15 protein-coding genes are annotated in these 16065 nt (G+C 72.0%); 12 read left to right on the top strand and 3 right to left on the bottom strand.

What is annotated here, in order from left to right; genetic code table 11:
* Positions 1 to 84: 84 nt before the first annotated feature.
* The 3 genes from OG379_RS25500 to OG379_RS25510 all read right to left on the bottom strand — a co-directional run bounded on the left by OG379_RS25500 (position 85) and on the right by OG379_RS25510 (position 1473).
* Positions 85 to 312 carry a DUF3107 domain-containing protein gene (locus tag OG379_RS25500; RefSeq protein WP_056793994.1) on the bottom strand — a complete coding sequence of 76 codons (228 nt, stop codon included), beginning with the start codon at positions 310 to 312 and terminating at the stop codon, positions 85 to 87.
* Between the two features lie 135 nt (positions 313 to 447).
* A complete protein-coding gene (locus OG379_RS25505) occupies positions 448 to 1089 on the bottom strand; it encodes a TetR/AcrR family transcriptional regulator (RefSeq protein WP_099174612.1) in 642 nt (213 codons plus the stop codon).
* A 168-nt stretch (positions 1090 to 1257) separates the two neighbouring features.
* On the bottom strand, positions 1258 to 1473 hold the full coding sequence (locus OG379_RS25510) for a hypothetical protein (RefSeq protein WP_405665344.1): 216 nt from the start codon (positions 1471 to 1473) through the stop codon (positions 1258 to 1260).
* A gap of 111 nt (positions 1474 to 1584) precedes the next feature.
* Between OG379_RS25510 and OG379_RS25515 the strand changes: the two genes are divergently transcribed.
* From OG379_RS25515 to moeZ, 12 genes are all read left to right on the top strand, one after another.
* Positions 1585 to 2550 (top strand): alpha/beta fold hydrolase, encoded by a 966-nt coding sequence (locus tag OG379_RS25515; protein ID WP_405665345.1) that lies wholly within the window; start codon positions 1585 to 1587, stop codon positions 2548 to 2550.
* 8 nt (positions 2551 to 2558) lie between these two features.
* Positions 2559 to 3884, top strand: coding sequence for a DUF3152 domain-containing protein (locus OG379_RS25520; RefSeq protein ID WP_405665346.1), 1326 nt, complete (start codon positions 2559 to 2561; stop codon positions 3882 to 3884).
* Between the two features lie 89 nt (positions 3885 to 3973).
* Positions 3974 to 4069 carry an Ms4533A family Cys-rich leader peptide gene (locus OG379_RS25525; protein ID WP_405665347.1) on the top strand — a complete coding sequence of 32 codons (96 nt, stop codon included), beginning with the start codon at positions 3974 to 3976 and terminating at the stop codon, positions 4067 to 4069.
* Positions 4070 to 4270: 201 nt separating this feature from the next.
* Positions 4271 to 6001 carry an ABC transporter substrate-binding protein gene (locus tag OG379_RS25530; RefSeq protein ID WP_405665348.1) on the top strand — a complete coding sequence of 577 codons (1731 nt, stop codon included), beginning with the start codon at positions 4271 to 4273 and terminating at the stop codon, positions 5999 to 6001.
* Positions 6002 to 6003: 2 nt separating this feature from the next.
* The gene (locus OG379_RS25535) at positions 6004 to 7011 is read left to right on the top strand and encodes an ABC transporter permease (protein ID WP_393764269.1); all 1008 of its coding nucleotides are present in this window, start codon (positions 6004 to 6006) and stop codon (positions 7009 to 7011) included.
* Positions 7008 to 7997, top strand: a complete 990-nt coding sequence (locus OG379_RS25540) for an ABC transporter permease (protein WP_393764267.1) — start codon at positions 7008 to 7010, stop codon at positions 7995 to 7997. Before OG379_RS25535 ends, OG379_RS25540 begins: the two co-directional genes overlap by 4 nt.
* Complete coding sequence (locus tag OG379_RS25545; RefSeq protein ID WP_405665349.1) at positions 7994 to 9634, top strand: dipeptide ABC transporter ATP-binding protein; 1641 nt, start codon at positions 7994 to 7996, stop codon at positions 9632 to 9634. The genes OG379_RS25540 and OG379_RS25545 overlap by 4 nt, the downstream gene beginning before the upstream one ends.
* Positions 9635 to 9825: 191 nt before the next feature.
* Positions 9826 to 11634, top strand: coding sequence for a DUF3492 domain-containing protein (locus tag OG379_RS25550; RefSeq protein ID WP_405665350.1), 1809 nt, complete (start codon positions 9826 to 9828; stop codon positions 11632 to 11634).
* Between the two features lie 34 nt (positions 11635 to 11668).
* On the top strand, positions 11669 to 12868 hold the full coding sequence (locus tag OG379_RS25555) for a hypothetical protein (RefSeq protein WP_405665351.1): 1200 nt from the start codon (positions 11669 to 11671) through the stop codon (positions 12866 to 12868).
* A gap of 138 nt (positions 12869 to 13006) precedes the next feature.
* The gene (locus OG379_RS25560) at positions 13007 to 13972 is read left to right on the top strand and encodes an NAD-dependent epimerase/dehydratase family protein (protein WP_393763347.1); all 966 of its coding nucleotides are present in this window, start codon (positions 13007 to 13009) and stop codon (positions 13970 to 13972) included.
* Positions 13960 to 14787 (top strand): spherulation-specific family 4 protein, encoded by an 828-nt coding sequence (locus OG379_RS25565; protein ID WP_405665352.1) that lies wholly within the window; start codon positions 13960 to 13962, stop codon positions 14785 to 14787. The genes OG379_RS25560 and OG379_RS25565 overlap by 13 nt, the downstream gene beginning before the upstream one ends.
* A gap of 84 nt (positions 14788 to 14871) precedes the next feature.
* Complete coding sequence (gene moeZ / locus OG379_RS25570) at positions 14872 to 16050, top strand: adenylyltransferase/sulfurtransferase MoeZ (protein WP_104788889.1); 1179 nt, start codon at positions 14872 to 14874, stop codon at positions 16048 to 16050.
* The last annotated feature ends 15 nt before the right edge of the window (positions 16051 to 16065 follow it).

Here is a 16065-nt window from a genome sequence, read left to right on the forward strand (position 1 = left end):
CACCGAGCCGATCCGGAGGAGAAAAGGTGGAGGCCCGGCGGACGATTCCGCCGGGCCTCCACCTCTGCTGCCGTGTCGCGCGGGCTACAGCGCGCCGAATCCCACCCGTCGGGTGCTGGGCTCGCCGATCTCCACGTAGGCGATCCGGTCGGCCGGCACCAGGACCTTGCGGCCCTTGTCGTCCGTGAGGCTGAGCAGCTGCGCCTTGCCGCTGAGCGCCTCGCCGACCGCGCTCTCGACCTCTTCGGCGGAAAGTCCGCTCTCCAGAACGATCTCGCGGGGCGTGTGCTGCACCCCGATCTTGACCTCCACGGCTATGTCCCTCCGACGGTCCGTCTCTGCGCGGTGAACCGCGCCGTACGCAGCACACATTAGCCCGGTGAAGGGACGGACCACGGGTCGACCGGCAACGCCCGCAGCGAACACCGGCCGCGGCTCACGCCGTGCTCAGTGCTGATCGGCGCCGTGCAGCGGGAATCCGGCGATGCCCCGCCAGGCCAGCGAGGTCAGCAGCTGTACGGCGGAGTCGCGCGGAATGCCGGACGGGCTGGAGAGCCAGTAGCGCGCCACGACCTGGGAGACGCCGCCGAGGCCGACCGCGAGCAGCATCGATTCGTCCTTGGACAGGCCCGTGTCACCGGCGATGACGTCGGAGATGGCCTCCGCGCACTGCAGCGAGACCCGGTCGACCCTCTCGCGGACCGCCGGCTCGTTGGTCAGGTCGGACTCGAAGACCAGACGGAAGGCGCCGCCCTCGTCCTCCACGTACGCGAAGTAGGCGTCCATCGTCGCCTCGACGCGCAGCTTGTTGTCCGTGGTCGAGGCGAGCGCCGTACGGACCGCCTGGAGCAGTGACTCGCAGTGCTGGTCGAGCAGGGCGAGGTAGAGCTCCAGCTTTCCGGGGAAGTGCTGGTAGAGCACCGGCTTGCTGACGCCGGCCCGCTCCGCGATGTCGTCCATCGCCGCGGCGTGGTAGCCCTGGGCGACGAAGACCTCCTGGGCGGCGCCCAGCAGCTGATTGCGTCGGGCACGGCGGGGCAGCCGGGTGCCCCGCGGGCGCGCCGCCTCTGTCTGCTCGATGGCTGTCACGCCGCCTCCCAAATTCGTGATCGAACACAGCCGTACCGTGAACGCTGCGCCGTCGGGCCATCGTACTTTTGAGTAACCCGGGTGCGCGCGGCGCGGACGCAGAATTTCACGGACCGGACGGCTGCGGAAGCCGCAGAAACGTCGGCCCATGCCGCAAAGCGGTGCGTTTTACCGGTAATCGTCCTCATCTTGTGTGACAACGCGGGCCTGCTCCGCCGCATCCGCCTCGTTCGCGGTGGAGCGATCGATTCCGGTGAGCGGTTCGTCGCTCTCCGGCCGGACGGCGGCCTGCTGTTCGGCGGTGTCGGCTTCGGGGGCTTCGGGGTCCGGTTCGTCCGGCTGCGGATCCTCGAATGTCTCCGGGTCGCTCGGGTCGACCGTCATGATGGCTCCCTTCCTTCCCTTGCAGCCTAGGAGCAACCCCCCAGAGGCGCGATGCGGCCTGTGACGGCGAACACATGAACTACCGCGTGATCGTCTCGTAACATTGCCTCCATGTCTTCGACCGAGCTGCCCGGTATCAACGCCGCCGCCGCCGCGGTGGCACCCACGGTCAGTGCCGTCCGGGTCGCGGAGGGTGAGGAGCTGCGCCCCGTCGCGCTGCCCGGCCTCACCCTGGCCGTCCGTTCCCGCCCGCCGGAGACGGAGGGCGCGGATCCCGCCCTCTTCGTGCACGGGCTGGGCGGCTCCTCCCAGAACTGGTCCGCCCTCATGCCGCTGCTGGAGGACACGCTCGACAGCGAGGCGGTCGACCTGCCCGGCTTCGGGGACTCCCCGCCGCCGGACGACGGCAACTACTCCGTCACCGGACACGCCCGGGCGGTGATCCGGCTGCTTGACGCCGGCGGGCGCGGTCCCGTTCACCTTTTCGGTAATTCTTTGGGTGGCGCCGTTGCCACCCGGGTCGCGGCCGTCCGGCCCGATCTGGTGCGCACCCTGACGCTGATCTCCCCGGCCCTGCCTGAGATCCGGGTCCAGCGGCCCGCCGTGCCGACCGCACTGCTCGCACTCCCGGGCGTCGCATCGCTGTTCGTCCGGCTCACCCGGGACTGGACCGCGGAGCAGCGCACCCGCGGCGCCATGGCACTCTGTTACGGCGATCCGGCACGTATCTCCGACGAAGCCTTCCGCCACGCGGTGGCCGAGATGGAGCGCCGGCTTGAACTGCCGTACTTCTGGGACGCCATGACGCGCTCGGCACGGGGCATCGTCGATGCCTACACGCTGGGCGGACAGCACGGGCTGTGGCGCCAGGCCGAGCGGGTGCTCGCACCGACCCTGCTGGTGTACGGCGGACGGGACCAGCTGGTCTCGTACCGGATGGCACGCAGGGCGTCCGCGGCCTTCCGAGAGTCGCGCCTGCTGACACTGCCCGAGGCGGGGCACGTGGCGATGATGGAGTACCCGGAGGCGATCGCCCAGGCGTTCCGGGAACTGCTCGACGAACGTGGCAGGAGCTGATCCGGGGCGTGGGACGACACAGCCGAAAGGGCCCCGAGGCCACCCGGCGCGATACCGGGACCGCAGCGGGCACCGGTGCGGAACGCGGCACCGGCCGGCGCGGGCGGGATCCCGTCACACCGCCTCAGCGGGACGGCCACAGCCTCTTCCACGAGGCCCCGCAGGTGCGCGGCGGCCACCCCGAACAGCGTGAGCCGGGCGGCGGCTGGGGGACGGACCCGCAGCCGAGGCACGACGGCCGGAGGGACCCGGAGGGTCCCGGCGCCCAGGAGCTCTTCCGGGCCAGGCAGGACGCCATGGAGCGGCAGCGGGCGGCGCAGCAGGCGTCCGGGCGGCGCACGGCCGGACCGCAGACCGGCAGTGCCGCGCTGATACCTGGCCCGCGCAGGGAGTTCCTGGAGGCCTTCGACACCGCTCCCTCGCGTCCCGCACCCGAGGCTGCGCCCGAGGACACCGCCCGGACCCCCATGGAGCCCGGCGGGCCCGACGAGGCCCTGGCCGGCGAGGACACCCCGCCGGCCAAGGGAGGCAAGGGCCGCGCGTTCACGGGGATCGCGGCCGCCGCCGTGACCACGGTGCTCGCGGTCGTGGTCGCCGGGCAGGTGGCGCAGGACTCGGGGAAGGCGGGGGACGGCCCGCAGACCACGGGCGTCGACCGGCAGGACTCCGAGGACGCCTCCCGTTCGGTGGACCGGGCGACCCCCGAGGTGCAGCGGCAGGAGGTCAAGCCCCTGTCGTACGCGCAGAAGATGGCCACCGCCTTTCCGCTGGCGCCGGACCTGAAGGCGTCCGGGAAGTTCGAGGCGGTGCCGGGGCTGGCGAAGGCTCCCGGCAAGGGGCACAAGTACCGGTACCGGATCGATGTCGAACAGGGGATGGGCCTCGACGCGGGACTGTTCGCCGAGGCGGTGCAGAAGACGCTGAACGACGACCGCAGCTGGGCGCACAACGGCACCATGACCTTCGAGCGGATCTCCTCCGGCGAACCCGATTTCGTCATCACGCTCGCCAGCCCGGGGACCACGGGCGTCTGGTGCGCTAAGTCCGGCCTCGACACCACCGAGGACAACGTCTCCTGCGACTCGGCCGCCACCGAGCGCGTGATGATCAACGCCTACCGCTGGGCGCAGGGCGCCTCGACCTTCGGGGCGGACAAGCTCCTGTCGTACCGTCAGATGCTGATCAACCACGAGGTCGGCCACCGGCTGGGACACAACCATGTGAGCTGCCGCACCCCCGGCGCCCTGGCGCCCGTGATGCAGCAGCAGACCAAGACCCTGAACCTGGACGGGATCAAGTGCCGCCCCAACCCCTGGGTCTATCCGGGGAGTTGAGTCACCTCCGAGGCCGTTCTGTCCGTATGGCGGGACGGCCGTCTCAGCGCGCGTTGACATCGGGAGAGGGGTCGTCCATATTTCTCCGCATGTCACGCAGCCCCGCATTCTCCGAGAGCGCCGCCCTTGAGCTGGCGCTCCTCGGCGTGGCCGGGCACTGCGTAGCCGACATTCTCTGTCGCTGACGCCTGCTCGAGCGCGCGTCGGCCCCCTGACGAGCCCTTTCCGGGATCGTCGGCCCCTCTCCGCCGCGCCCGGGCGTACTCCGTCCGCAGGCGCGGCATTCCGGTATCCGGTCCCCCTCCCCGTCATCGGGGCAGGACCCGCTGCGCCCGCGGGACATGTCTCCTCCTCCCTGCCGCAGCACACCGAGAGGTCATCTTCCGATGAGTCAGCCGTCCGTCATATCGCGCCGCGTGGCGACCACCGCCGCTGTCAGCCTTGCCCTGGTCGCCGGCCTCGCGGCCTGCGCAGGGCCTCAGGACAACGGGGGAAGCGGCGGCGGCTCCGGCGCCTCGGGCAAGCCGCAGAAGGGCGGCACGCTCACGGTCCTCAACAGCAACCCGCAGGAGGACTTCGACCCGGCGCGGCTCTACACCTCCGGCGGCGGCAACGTTCCGTCCCTGGTCTTCCGCACGCTCACCACCCGCAACCGGGAGAACGGTGCGGCGGGCGCCGAGGTCGTCCCCGACCTCGCCACCGACCTGGGCACGCCCAGCAAGAACGCCACCGTCTGGACGTACACCCTCAAGGACGGGCTGAAGTACGAGGACGGCACCGCGATCACCAGCGCGGACATCAAGTACGGCATCGAGCGGTCCTTCGCCGCCGAACTCTCCGGCGGCGCGCCCTACCTGCGCGACTGGCTGATCGGCGGAGCCGACTACCAGGGCCCGTACAAGGACAAGAAGGGCCTCGACTCCATCGAGGTGCCGGACGAGAAGACCATCGTCTTCCACCTGAACAAGCCCGAGGGCGAGTTCCCGTACCTCGCCACCCAGACCCAGACCACCCCGGTGCCCCAGGCCAAGGACACGGGCACCAAGTACGAGGAGCACCCCGTCTCCTCGGGGCCGTACAAGGTCGTCTCGAACGAGAACGACGGCGAGCGGCTCGTCCTGGAGCGCAACGAGCACTGGTCGGCCGACACCGACGAGGAGCGCAAGGCCTACCCGGACAAGATCGACGTGCGCTCCGGCCTGGACTCGGCCGTCATCAACCAGCGGCTCTCCGCGTCGCAGGGCGCCGACGCCGCGGCCGTCACCACCGACACCAACCTCGGCCCGGCCGAGCTCGCCAAGGTGTCGGGCGACAAGAAGCTCGCCGCCCGCGTCGGTACCGGCCACTTCGGCTACACGAACTACATCGCCTTCAACCCGAAGGTGAAGCCGTTCGACAACCCGAAGGTGCGTCAGGCGATCGCGTACGCCGTCGACCGCTCCTCCGTGATCAACGCGGCGGGCGGCTCCTCGCTCGCCGAGCCCGCCACCACCTACCTGCCGAACCAGAAGTCCTTCGGCTACACGCCCTACGACCACTTCCCGGCGGGCGAGACCGGTAACGCCGCGAAGGCCAGGGAACTGCTGAAGGAGGCGGGCTACCCGAAGGGCCTGACCGTCACCCTCACGCACTCCAACGACAAGGACTTCGAGACCAGCCCGGAGATCGCCACGGCGCTCCAGGCCGCCCTCAAGAAGGCCGGCATCACCGTCGAGCTCAAGGGGCTGGAGAGCAACGACTACTCCGACACCATCCACAGCGCGTCCAAGGAGCCGGGCTTCTTCCTCGCCCACTGGGGAGCCGACTGGCCCTCCGGCGGCCCGTTCCTCGCGCCGATCTTCGACGGCCGCCAGATCGTGAAGGACGGAGCCAACTTCAACACCGGCTTCCTGAACGACGCGTCGGTCAACAAGGAGATCGACGAGATCAACAAGCTCACCGACCTGGACGCCGCCGCGGTGCGCTGGGGCGCGCTCGACAAGAAGATCGGCGAGAAGGCGCTGACGGTGCCGCTCTTCCACCCGGTCTACAAGCGGCTCTTCGGCCAGGACGTCAAGAACGTGGTCATCAGTGACTGGACCGGCGTCCTCGACATCTCCCAGACCGCGGTCAAGTAACCATGTCGGAAGTACTACTGGTCCAGGAGGCGGGAGCGGCGCCGGTCGCCGCCCCCGCCTCGGGGGCCCGGCAGTTCTGGCGGCGGCTGCGCGCCCAGCGCGCGGCCACCGTCGCGGCGGCCGTGGTCCTCCTGCTCTTCCTGACCGCGATCGGTGCGCCACTGCTCGCCGCGCTCGCGGGCCAGGACCCCGACACCTACCACCCCGGCCTCGTCGACTCGGCGGCCGGCGGTGTCCCCATCGGCTCCTTCGGCGGCATCAGCGCGGACCATTGGTTCGGCGTCGAACCGCAGACCGGCCGCGACCTCTTCGCCCGCGTCGTCTACGGGGCCCGGGTCTCGCTCGGTGTGGCCGTCGCGGCCACCGTCCTCCAGGTGGCGATCGGCGTGGTCGTGGGGCTCGCGGCCGCCCTCGGCAACCGCTGGGTCGACCAGGTCCTCAGCCGGATCACCGACATCAACGTCGCCCTGCCGCTCATGGTCATCGCCCTGGGCCTGCTCGCGATCGTGCCGTCCTCCTTCCCCCGGCCTGTCCTGATCGCGCTGGTCATCGGCGGCATCAACTGGGCGGGGACGTCGAAGATCGTGCGCGCCCAGGCGCTGGCGCTGAAGTCGCTCGACTTCGTCTCCGCCGCCCGGCTGAGCGGCCGCGGGCGGTGGAGCATCGCCCGGCGCGAACTGCTGCCGTCGCTCGCCGCGCCCGTCATCACGTACGCCGCGCTGCTCTTCCCCGTCAACATCACCGTCGAGGCCGCCCTGTCGTTCCTCGGCGTCGGCATCAAGCCGCCCACACCCTCCTGGGGGCAGATGCTCACCGAGGCCGACACCTGGTACCAGTCGGCCCCCACCTATCTCCTGCTGCCCGCCGGACTGCTCTTCGTCACCGTGCTCGCCCTGACCGTCCTCGGCGAGGGCGTCCGTACGGCACTCGACCCACGGGCCGCGTCCCGGCTGCGGATCGGCACCGGACGCAAGGAGCGCAAGGAACGTACGAAGGAGCAGGCATCGTGACCGGATTTCTGCTGCGGCGGCTCGGCGGCGCCGTCTTCGTGCTGCTCTCCCTGACCGTCATCCTGTACGCGGTCTTCTACGTGGCCCCGGGCGACGTCGCCCAGATCGCCTGCGGTCCGCGCTGCTCACCCGCTCAGGTCGCCCAGGTCACCGAACAGCTCCGGCTCGACGACCCCGTGTACACGCAGTACTGGCACTTCCTCCAGGGCATCGTCGCCGGGCGCGACTTCTCCACCGGCACGGGCGTGGAGCACTGCTCCGCACCCTGCCTCGGGGTCTCGTACCAGAGCGACCAGCAGGTCATGCAGCTGATCCTGACCAAGCTGCCGGTCACCGGCTCGCTCGTCATCGGCGCGTTCGCCCTGTGGATCCTGCTCGGCGTCGGCACGGGCGTGCTGTCCGCCTGGCGGCGGGGCCGGATCACCGAGCGGGTCCTCACCTGGCTGACCCTGGCCGGGACCGCCACCCCGGTCTTCGTCATCGGGCTGCTGCTCATCATCATCTTCTGCTCCACGCTGCAGTGGCTGCCGTCGCCCACCTACGTGCCCTTCGGCGAGAACCCCGAGCAGTGGGCCTGGGGGCTCCTGCTGCCCTGGGTCTCCCTGGCGCTCATCGAGTCCGCCAAATACGCCCGGCTGACCCGTAGCTCCATGCTGGAAACGCTCGCCGAGGACCATGTGCGCACCTTCCGCGCCTACGGCGTCAGCGAGCGCGCCATCATCGGGCGGCACGCGCTGCGCGGTGCGCTCGCCCCCGTGATCGCGCTCAGCGCCCTGGACTTCGGCTCCATGTTCGGCGGCGCCGTGCTCACCGAGTCCCTCTTCGGGATCCCGGGCATCGGGCGTGAACTGGTCCACGCCGTCAAGGTCGTCGACCTGCCCGTGGTCGTCGGCATGGTGCTGGTGACCGGCTTCTTCGTGGTGCTCGCCAATGCCGTCGCGGACATGCTGTACGCGCTGGCCGACCGACGGGTGGTCCTGTCATGACAACGCCGCTGGTCCAGGTCGAGGACCTCACCATCGACTTCGGCACCGTCCGCGCCGTGGACGGGCTCTCGTTCACCCTGGAGGCCGGTGCCGCCCTCGGCGTCGTCGGCGAGTCGGGCTCCGGCAAGAGCGCCTCCGCCTCCGCGCTGCTCGGGCTGCACCGGGGCACCGGCGCCCGGGTCACCGGGACCGTCCGGGTCGCCGGTACGGACGTGGGCGCGGCGGACGAGGCCGGACTGCGGGCGCTGCGGGGCGCGAAGGCCGCGATGGTCTTCCAGGATCCGCTCTCCTCGCTCGACCCGTACTACACGGTCGGCGACCAGATCGCCGAGGTGTACCGGGTGCACAACTCCGCCTCCCGGCGCGCCGCCAGGGCCCGGGCCGTCGAGGTGCTGGACCGGGTCGGCATCCCGGACGCCGCCCGGCGCGCGCGGTCCCGGCCGCACGAGTTCTCCGGCGGGATGCGGCAGCGCGCGCTCATCGCGATGGCGCTGGCCTGCGAACCCCGGCTGATCGTCGCGGACGAGCCGACCACCGCCCTCGACGTCACCGTGCAGGCCCAGATCCTGGACCTGCTGCACGACCTGCGCCGCGAGACGGGCATGGGGCTGCTGCTGGTCACCCACGACGTGGGCGTCGCGGCGGAGAGCGTGGACGACGTCCTGGTGATGCAGCACGGCCGTGCGGTGGAGCGCGGCCCGGTCGCCGAGGTGCTGGGCGCCCCCCGGCAGCCGTACACCCGCGAGCTCCTGGCGTCCGTCCCGAGGATCGACGGGAAGCGGGCCGGTGTCCCCGGCCCGAGGACCGTGCCCCAGGACGCCGTGCCGCTCCTGGAGGCGGACGGTCTCCGGCGCGAGTTCGGCCGGGGCTCCGGCCGTGTCACCGCCGTGGACGGCGTCTCGCTCACCCTCCACGCCGGTGAGACCCTCGGCATCGTGGGGGAGAGCGGGAGCGGCAAGACGACGCTCGGGCGCATGCTGGTGCGGCTGACCGACCCGACGGCCGGCCGGCTGCGGTACGGCGGCCGGGACATCGGCTCGCTGCCGGAGAGGGACCTCCGTCCGTTCCGCCGCGAGCTCCAGATGGTCTTCCAGGACCCCGTCGCCTCGCTCAACCCGCGCCGCTCGATCGGCGAGTCCGTGGCCGATCCGCTCCGGGCCGCGGGGGAGACCGACGAGACCCGGATCCGGGACCGCGTGCGCGAACTGCTGGAGCGGGTCGGCCTCGACGCCGGCCGGTACGACCGCTATCCGCACGAGTTCAGCGGTGGTCAGCGTCAGCGGATCGGCATCGCACGCGCCCTCGCCGCCGAGCCGAAGCTGATCGTGTGCGACGAGCCGGTCTCCGCGCTCGACGTCACGACCCAGGCCCAGGTGATCGCACTGCTCGCGGAGCTCCAGCGGGAGCTCTCCATCGGCCTCGTCTTCATCGCCCACGACCTGGCCGTCGTACGGCAGGTCAGCGACCGGGTGGCAGTGATGCGCCAGGGCCGGATCGTCGAGCAGGGCGTCGTCGACGAGGTCTACGGGTCGCCGCAGGACCCGTACACGAGACAGCTCCTGGCGGCCGTACCCGCGCTCGATCCCGCACACGCCGCTGCCCGCCGTGCGACCCGCTCGGAGCTGGCCGCAGCCTGACTCTGTGTCACCAGGCACCCCGCTTATCGCAACAGAACGCGACTGGGGCGGGAAAGTTACGCCGGTTCACCCCTTTCGGTGGTGCGACGGACAACCGTCCGTCGCACCGCCCATGTATCCGCATACGGTCGTCCCCGCTGCGAGTCGCCGATCAACGGCGGCTGCCCACAAGGGAGATCGGGGGTGTGCTCGTGCGGATCGGACTCCTCACGGACGGTGGCTATCCGTATGCGACCGGTGAGTCCAGACTCTGGTGCGACCGTCTGGTGCGCGGTCTTCCCCAGCACGAGTTCGACCTCTTCGCCCTCAGCCGCTCCGCGGACCAGGAACAACAGGGCTGGGTCAGACTCCCCGACCGGGTCGGCAGGGTGCGGACGGCGCCGATGTGGACGCACGAGGAGGACCCCCGGCACACCGGCCGCCCCAGGGGACTGACGGGGAGGATCGCCACCGGCCTGGGGCGCTCGTACGGACGACGGGACCGGCGGCGCTTCACGGCGCACATGACGGCACTCGTCGGCGCCGTCTGCGCCGGCCCGGAGGCGGGGCCTGGATCCGGGGGCACGGACGCCGGGACGGCCGCCGGCCTCTTCACGGAGGGCCTCTACGGCCTGGCCGAACTGGCCCGGGAGCGCGGGGGACTGCACCACGCCCTGCGCTCCGAGACGGCCGTACGCATCGTGGAGGCGGCCTGCCGCGCGCCGGGCACCGGGCGGACCGTCCACAGCGCCACCGTCCCCGACTACCTCGCCTTCGTGGCCGAGCTGGAGCGCACCCTGCGCCCCCTCTCCCTCGACTGGTACGACGAGGACACCCTGGGTGCGGTCGACCTCTGTCATGCGGCCTCCGGCGGCGCGGCCGCTCTTCCGGGGCTGCTGGCCAAACGCTTCTTCGGTGTGCCGCTGCTGGTGACGGAGCACGGCGTGCCGCTGCGGGCCCACTACCTCGCGGCGCCCGAAGCCCCGCTCGGTGCGCCGGTGCGCGCCCTGCTGGCCAACTTCCACGGGCTGCTCGCCTCCGAGGTCTACCGGCAGGCCGCGCTGATCACCCCCGGCAACACCCATGTCCGCCGCTGGCAGGAGCGGTTCGGCGCCGACCGCAGCAAGCTGCGCACGGTCTACCCGGGCATGGAGGCGGAGCGGTTCGGGGCCGTGGGCGAGGGCGACGACCACGGCGGCCCCGGCGCCCTGGTGTGGATCGGGCGGATCGAACCCGCCAAGGACCTGATCGCGCTGCTCCACGCCTTCGCCGAGGTGCGCAGGGCCGAGCCCGACGCCCGGCTGCGCATCTTCGGCGCTCCCGTCCAGGGGGGCGAGGGTGGCACCTACCTCGCCCACTGCAGGGCGCTGGCCGCCCAGCTCTTCCCCGACGAGGCCACGGACGCACACGCCGTCGGCGACAACCCGGTCACCTTCGAGGAGATCGGCGGTCCCGAGGTGCCCGACCTCGCGGAGGCCTACGCCGCGGGTGGCGTCGTCGTGCTCTCCAGCGTCGTCGAGGGCTTTCCCATCAGCCTGGTCGAAGCGATGTTCTGCGGCCGGGCCACCGTCTCGACGGACGTGGGCGCCGTCGTCGAAGTCGTCGGTGGCACGGGGCTGGTGGTGCCCCCGCGCAATCCGCGGGCGCTCGCCGACGCCTGCGTCGCGCTCCTGCGTGACCCGGAGCGCCGCGCGCGCCTGGGCGCGGCGGCGCGCGCCAGGGCGCTCGAACTCTTCACCGTCGAGCAGAACCTCACGGCATTTCGCGGCATTTACCTCGACCTGGTGGGCCACGCACCGGCCCGTTGGGCGACGCCGCCGGATCCGCAGGATCCGGCCGGCCCGCCGCGACCCTTCGCCACACCACCGGAGGCCCATGTGCTGGGTGCTCTGTCCTCCGACCGCATCCCGGTGGCGCTGCCCGCCGGGGTCGCCGCGGGTGCCTCCCGGGTGCCGAGCTGGGCGCTCGGCGAGGAGGGCGTGTGCGCGGGCGCACGCGGGGCGGGTGACGGCGATGCGTGACGGCACGAGCGGACGCGATCATGGAGGAGCCCCGATGGGCAGACCGAACGACACCCCGGGCCAGGACGCCGGGGGCGAGCCGGCGGACGAGAGCCCTGGCGCGGTCCGCTCCGCCGTCCGGGCACCCGAGATCGCCTACCGTCCCGGCCGCAGGTCAGTGGTCCGGCGCGGGCCCGCTGACCCCGTGAAGGCGCTCATGCACCGGCACCGGGACCTGTGCGAGCGCGCCGTCGACCCCCTGGAGATCGCCGCCGGTCTGGAGGCGCACGGGCTCACCGACCGGACCGCCGCGCGCTACCGGCACCGTGACGTCTTCTCGCTCGCGGAGGAGCTCTACGCCCGCGTCCCCGGCGCGGGCAGGTCCGTCCCCCGTACCCCGGGGCCGCAGCCGGACCCCGGCAAGGAGGCGCGGGCCGGATGGACGCTCCCGGCGCTGCTCCCCGGCGCCGCCTGCCTCGCGACCGCCGGGGCGCTCAGGGCGACCGAGGGGGTGCTCGGCGGCGATACCCGCCTCGCGGTGACCGCCGCCGGGGCGGTGCTCGTCCTCCTCGGGCTCCGGCTCGCTCTGCGCGGAGGCCCGCTGCGCGCCCCGGACGGCACGGGCGGCGTCACGCTGTACGTCTGCTGGCTCCTCGGCTACGTCGTGTACGGCGACGGCCTGCTCGACCAGGTCATCAGCGGCGGACCCGACGGGCACTGGACCGCCGCCCCCGCCCCCCTGCTCGGGCTCGCACTCGCCCTGGCCCCCGCGGCCTGGTGCGCCCACCTGTTCGCGGTGCACGCGCGCCGCCGGCTCGCCGGATCCCACGGCCTGTCGGACTTCGGCGCCGGCGTGCGCCCCCTGCTCTTCGGCGTCCTCGCGCTCTTCCTCTGCGTGCTGACCGCGCTGCTGTTCCTCGCCGACCTCGGTCAGCCCGGCGCGGGAGGCCCTCTCGTGGGCCCTGCTGCCCTCGGTGCCCTGCTCTTCCTGGCCCGGCTGCTGGCCGTCCACGGCTTCCCCGAACCCGCGGCCACCGGACTCGCCGCCGCCTGCGCCGTGGAAGTGGCTGCCCCCTTCCTGGTCCTGGCGGGGCGGCTGCCCGGCCTCGGCCTCCTCGCCCGGCCCGTCGACGCCGTCGTCGTCGCGGCCGGACCCGGCGGCGTACCCGTGCTCGCCTGCGGCATCGCCGCGTTCGGGCTGCTGGTCCACGCATCGGTCACCCTCACCCGGGCATCCGCCCACGCCACGGCCTAGCCGGGCCCCCCTTCTCCACCCCGCGGAGCCGACGCCGCGGGTCTCCCGTACCGCACACACCTTCCTCAAGGAGACACCGGACATGACCCCCCAATCCCCCGCACCGGCAGCTCGCCGTCGGCACCGAGGGGGCGCGCGATGAGGGTTCTGCTGCTCGGAGCGAACGGGTTCCTCGGGCGCTTCGTCGCCGACCGGCTGCTCGCCGACCCGGCCGTGCACCTCACGGCGCTCGGCCGCGGCGACGACGCCGACGTGCGCTTCGACCTCGCGGGCGGAAGCCCGGGAGCGCTCACCCGCTTCCTGGACGCCGTCCACCCGGGGGTCGTCGTCAACTGCGCGGGCGCCACCCGCGGCGGGGCCCGGGACCTGACCCGCCACAACACCGTCGCCGTGGCCACCGTCTGCGAGGCCATGCGCCGCAGCGGCTGCAGCGCACGGCTCGTCCAGGTCGGCTGCGCGTCCGAGTACGGGCCCTCGCAGCCCGGCTCGTCCACCGCCGAGGACGCCGTACCCCGCCCGGGAGGCCCGTACGGCGTCAGCAAGCTCGCCGCCACCGAGCTGGTTCTCGGCTCCGGCCTGGACGCGGTCGTCCTGCGGGTCTTCTCGCCGGTGGGCCCCGGCACCCCGGCCGGCTCCCCGCTCGGCCGGCTCGCCGAGACCATGCGGCGCGCCATGCAGACCGGCGACCCCGAGCTCAAGCTCAGCGGCCTCGGGGTTCAGCGCGACTTCGTCGACGTACGCGACGTGGCGCGTGCCGTCCACGCCGCCTCGCTCTCCGCAGCCCAGGGTGTCGTCAACATCGGCACCGGCCGGGCCGTACGGCTGCGTGACGCGGCGGCGGTCCTCGCCAGGGTGGCCGGTTACGCCGGCGCGCTCCACGAGCTCGACACGCCCCCCGGACGGCTCCCCATCGGTGCCCCCCGCGCCTCCTCGGAATCGGTCGGGGAGCACCTCGCCGCGACCCCGTCCCCCTACCCCGACGGCTGCGGCGCCTGGCAGCAGGCCGATGTGCGCACCGCCCGGGACCGGCTCGGCTGGCGTCCGCGTATCAATCTGGAGGAGTCCCTCGCGGACATCTGGATGGAGGCGGCGTGCCGTATCTGACCAGCACCGGCTCCACCCTGCGGACCGGCGGGGCGGAACAGCTCGGCGTCGGTGTGCCCGGGTACGCGCACCCGCTGCTCGCGCCCGCCGAATGGGCCGGACTCAACCGGCCGGGCACGCCGCTGCACTGGGCGGTCCTCAACATCGACGACGGGCCGGGCGCCCGGCCCGACCCGCACTGCCTGGAGGCCGCCGGGCGACTGCGGAACGCCCGCGAGCGGGCTCTGCACGGAGAGGCGCCCGAGGACACCGTCCGGGCCTCGGGGGGCAGGCTGCTGGGCCACCTCGACCTGGCCTTCGGCGGCCGTCCCTTCGGTGAGCTGATCGCCGACGCACAGTCCTACCTCGACTGGTACCGCGTCGGCGGCTTCTATCTGGACCGCTGCCCGGACGGACGTGACGGGCTCCAGGGGGTCCGCCGGCTGACCAGCACCCTCTCCGCGCTCCTGGCCGACAGCGACAGCGCGGACGAGGAGGGCGGGCGGCTGGTCCTGGGCCACGGCACCCACCCGCACCCCGGCTACGCCGAGGCCGCCGACCAGCTGGTCACCTTCCGGGGGCCGTGGACCGACTACCGCTGGTCCCAGGTGGCCGAGTGGACCGCCGCGTACGAACCGGGCCGCTTCGCGCACTTCGTCCACGGGGTTCCGCGCACACATCTGGAGGAGGCCATGCGCATCGCCCGATGGCAGGGCGCGGGCACGATCTTCTTCACGGACCGGGACGGAGCGAAGGGGCAAACCGACCCATTTGCGGCACTGCCCAGCTACTGGGACGAATTCGTCTCGCGGATCGGACCTGGTATCTCGGAATGAGGAGCGGCGTGGCAGTGTTACGGGAGAACAACCGTACGTAGATGAAGTACGTAGAAACCGACCACCTGCATTGTTGAGGTTCCTGTGTCGCTGCCACCCCTGGTCGAGCCAGCTGCTGAGCTCACCGTCGATGAGGTCCGCAGGTACTCCCGCCACCTGATCATCCCGGATGTCGGGATGGACGGACAGAAGCGGCTGAAGAACGCGAAGGTGCTCTGTGTCGGCGCGGGCGGCCTCGGCTCGCCCGCTCTGATGTACATGGCCGCGGCCGGTGTCGGCACGCTCGGCATCGTCGAGTTCGACGAGGTCGACGAGTCGAACCTGCAGCGTCAGGTCATCCACAGCCAGGCCGACATCGGCAAGTCCAAGGCCCAGTCGGCCAAGGAGACCGTGCAGGGGATCAACCCCCTGGTGAACGTGGTCCTTCACGAGGAGCGGCTCGAAGCCGACAACGTGATGGACATCTTCGCCCAGTACGACCTGATCGTGGACGGCACGGACAACTTCGCCACCCGCTATCTCGTCAACGACGCCGCGGTCCTGCTGAACAAGCCGTACGTCTGGGGCTCGATCTACCGCTTCGACGGCCAGGCGTCCGTCTTCTGGTCCGAGCACGGCCCCTGCTACCGCTGCCTCTACCCGGAGCCGCCGCCCCCCGGCATGGTTCCCTCCTGCGCCGAGGGCGGTGTCCTGGGTGTGCTCTGCGCGTCCATCGGCTCCATCCAGGTCAACGAGGCCATCAAGCTGCTCGCCGGTATCGGTGACCCGCTGGTCGGCCGTCTGATGATCTACGACGCGCTGGAGATGCAGTACCGCCAGGTCAAGGTCCGCAAGGACCCCGACTGCGCGGTCTGCGGCGAGAACCCCACCGTCACCGAGCTCATCGACTACGAGGCCTTCTGCGGCGTCGTGTCCGAGGAGGCCCAGGAGGCGGCGGCCGGTTCCACGATCACTCCCAAGCAGCTCAAGGAGTGGATCGACGGCGACGAGAAGATCGAGATCATCGACGTCCGCGAGCCGAACGAGTACGAGATCGTCTCGATCCCGGGCTCCCGGCTGGTCCCGAAGAACGAGTTCCTGATGGGCACCGCCCTCCAGGACCTTCCGCAGGACAGGCGCATCGTCCTGAACTGCAAGACCGGTGTCCGTAGTGCCGAGGTCCTCGCGGTCCTCAAGTCGGCGGGCTTCGCCGACGCGGTGCATGTCGGCGGCGGCGTCATCGGCTGGGTCAACCAGGTCGAGCCCGAGAAGCCGGTCTACTAGACCTGCGACGTGACG

Origin of the sequence: Streptomyces sp. NBC_01166 (genome assembly GCF_045039765.1) — a bacterium.
Lineage (GTDB): Bacteria > Actinomycetota > Actinomycetes > Streptomycetales > Streptomycetaceae > Streptomyces.

Excerpts from the sequence above, each read along its gene's own strand:
- OG379_RS25510 (WP_405665344.1), bottom strand. The coding sequence starts at position 1,473 with ATGACGGTCGACCCGAGCGACCCGGAGACATTCGAGGATCCGCAGCCG.
- OG379_RS25515 (WP_405665345.1), top strand. The coding sequence starts at position 1,585 with ATGTCTTCGACCGAGCTGCCCGGTATCAACGCCGCCGCCGCCGCGGTG.
- OG379_RS25525 (WP_405665347.1), top strand. The coding sequence starts at position 3,974 with ATGTCACGCAGCCCCGCATTCTCCGAGAGCGCCGCCCTTGAGCTGGCG.
- OG379_RS25530 (WP_405665348.1), top strand. The coding sequence starts at position 4,271 with ATGAGTCAGCCGTCCGTCATATCGCGCCGCGTGGCGACCACCGCCGCT.
- OG379_RS25535 (WP_393764269.1), top strand. The coding sequence starts at position 6,004 with ATGTCGGAAGTACTACTGGTCCAGGAGGCGGGAGCGGCGCCGGTCGCC.
- OG379_RS25545 (WP_405665349.1), top strand. The coding sequence starts at position 7,994 with ATGACAACGCCGCTGGTCCAGGTCGAGGACCTCACCATCGACTTCGGC.
- OG379_RS25555 (WP_405665351.1), top strand. The coding sequence starts at position 11,669 with ATGGGCAGACCGAACGACACCCCGGGCCAGGACGCCGGGGGCGAGCCG.
- OG379_RS25560 (WP_393763347.1), top strand. The coding sequence starts at position 13,007 with ATGAGGGTTCTGCTGCTCGGAGCGAACGGGTTCCTCGGGCGCTTCGTC.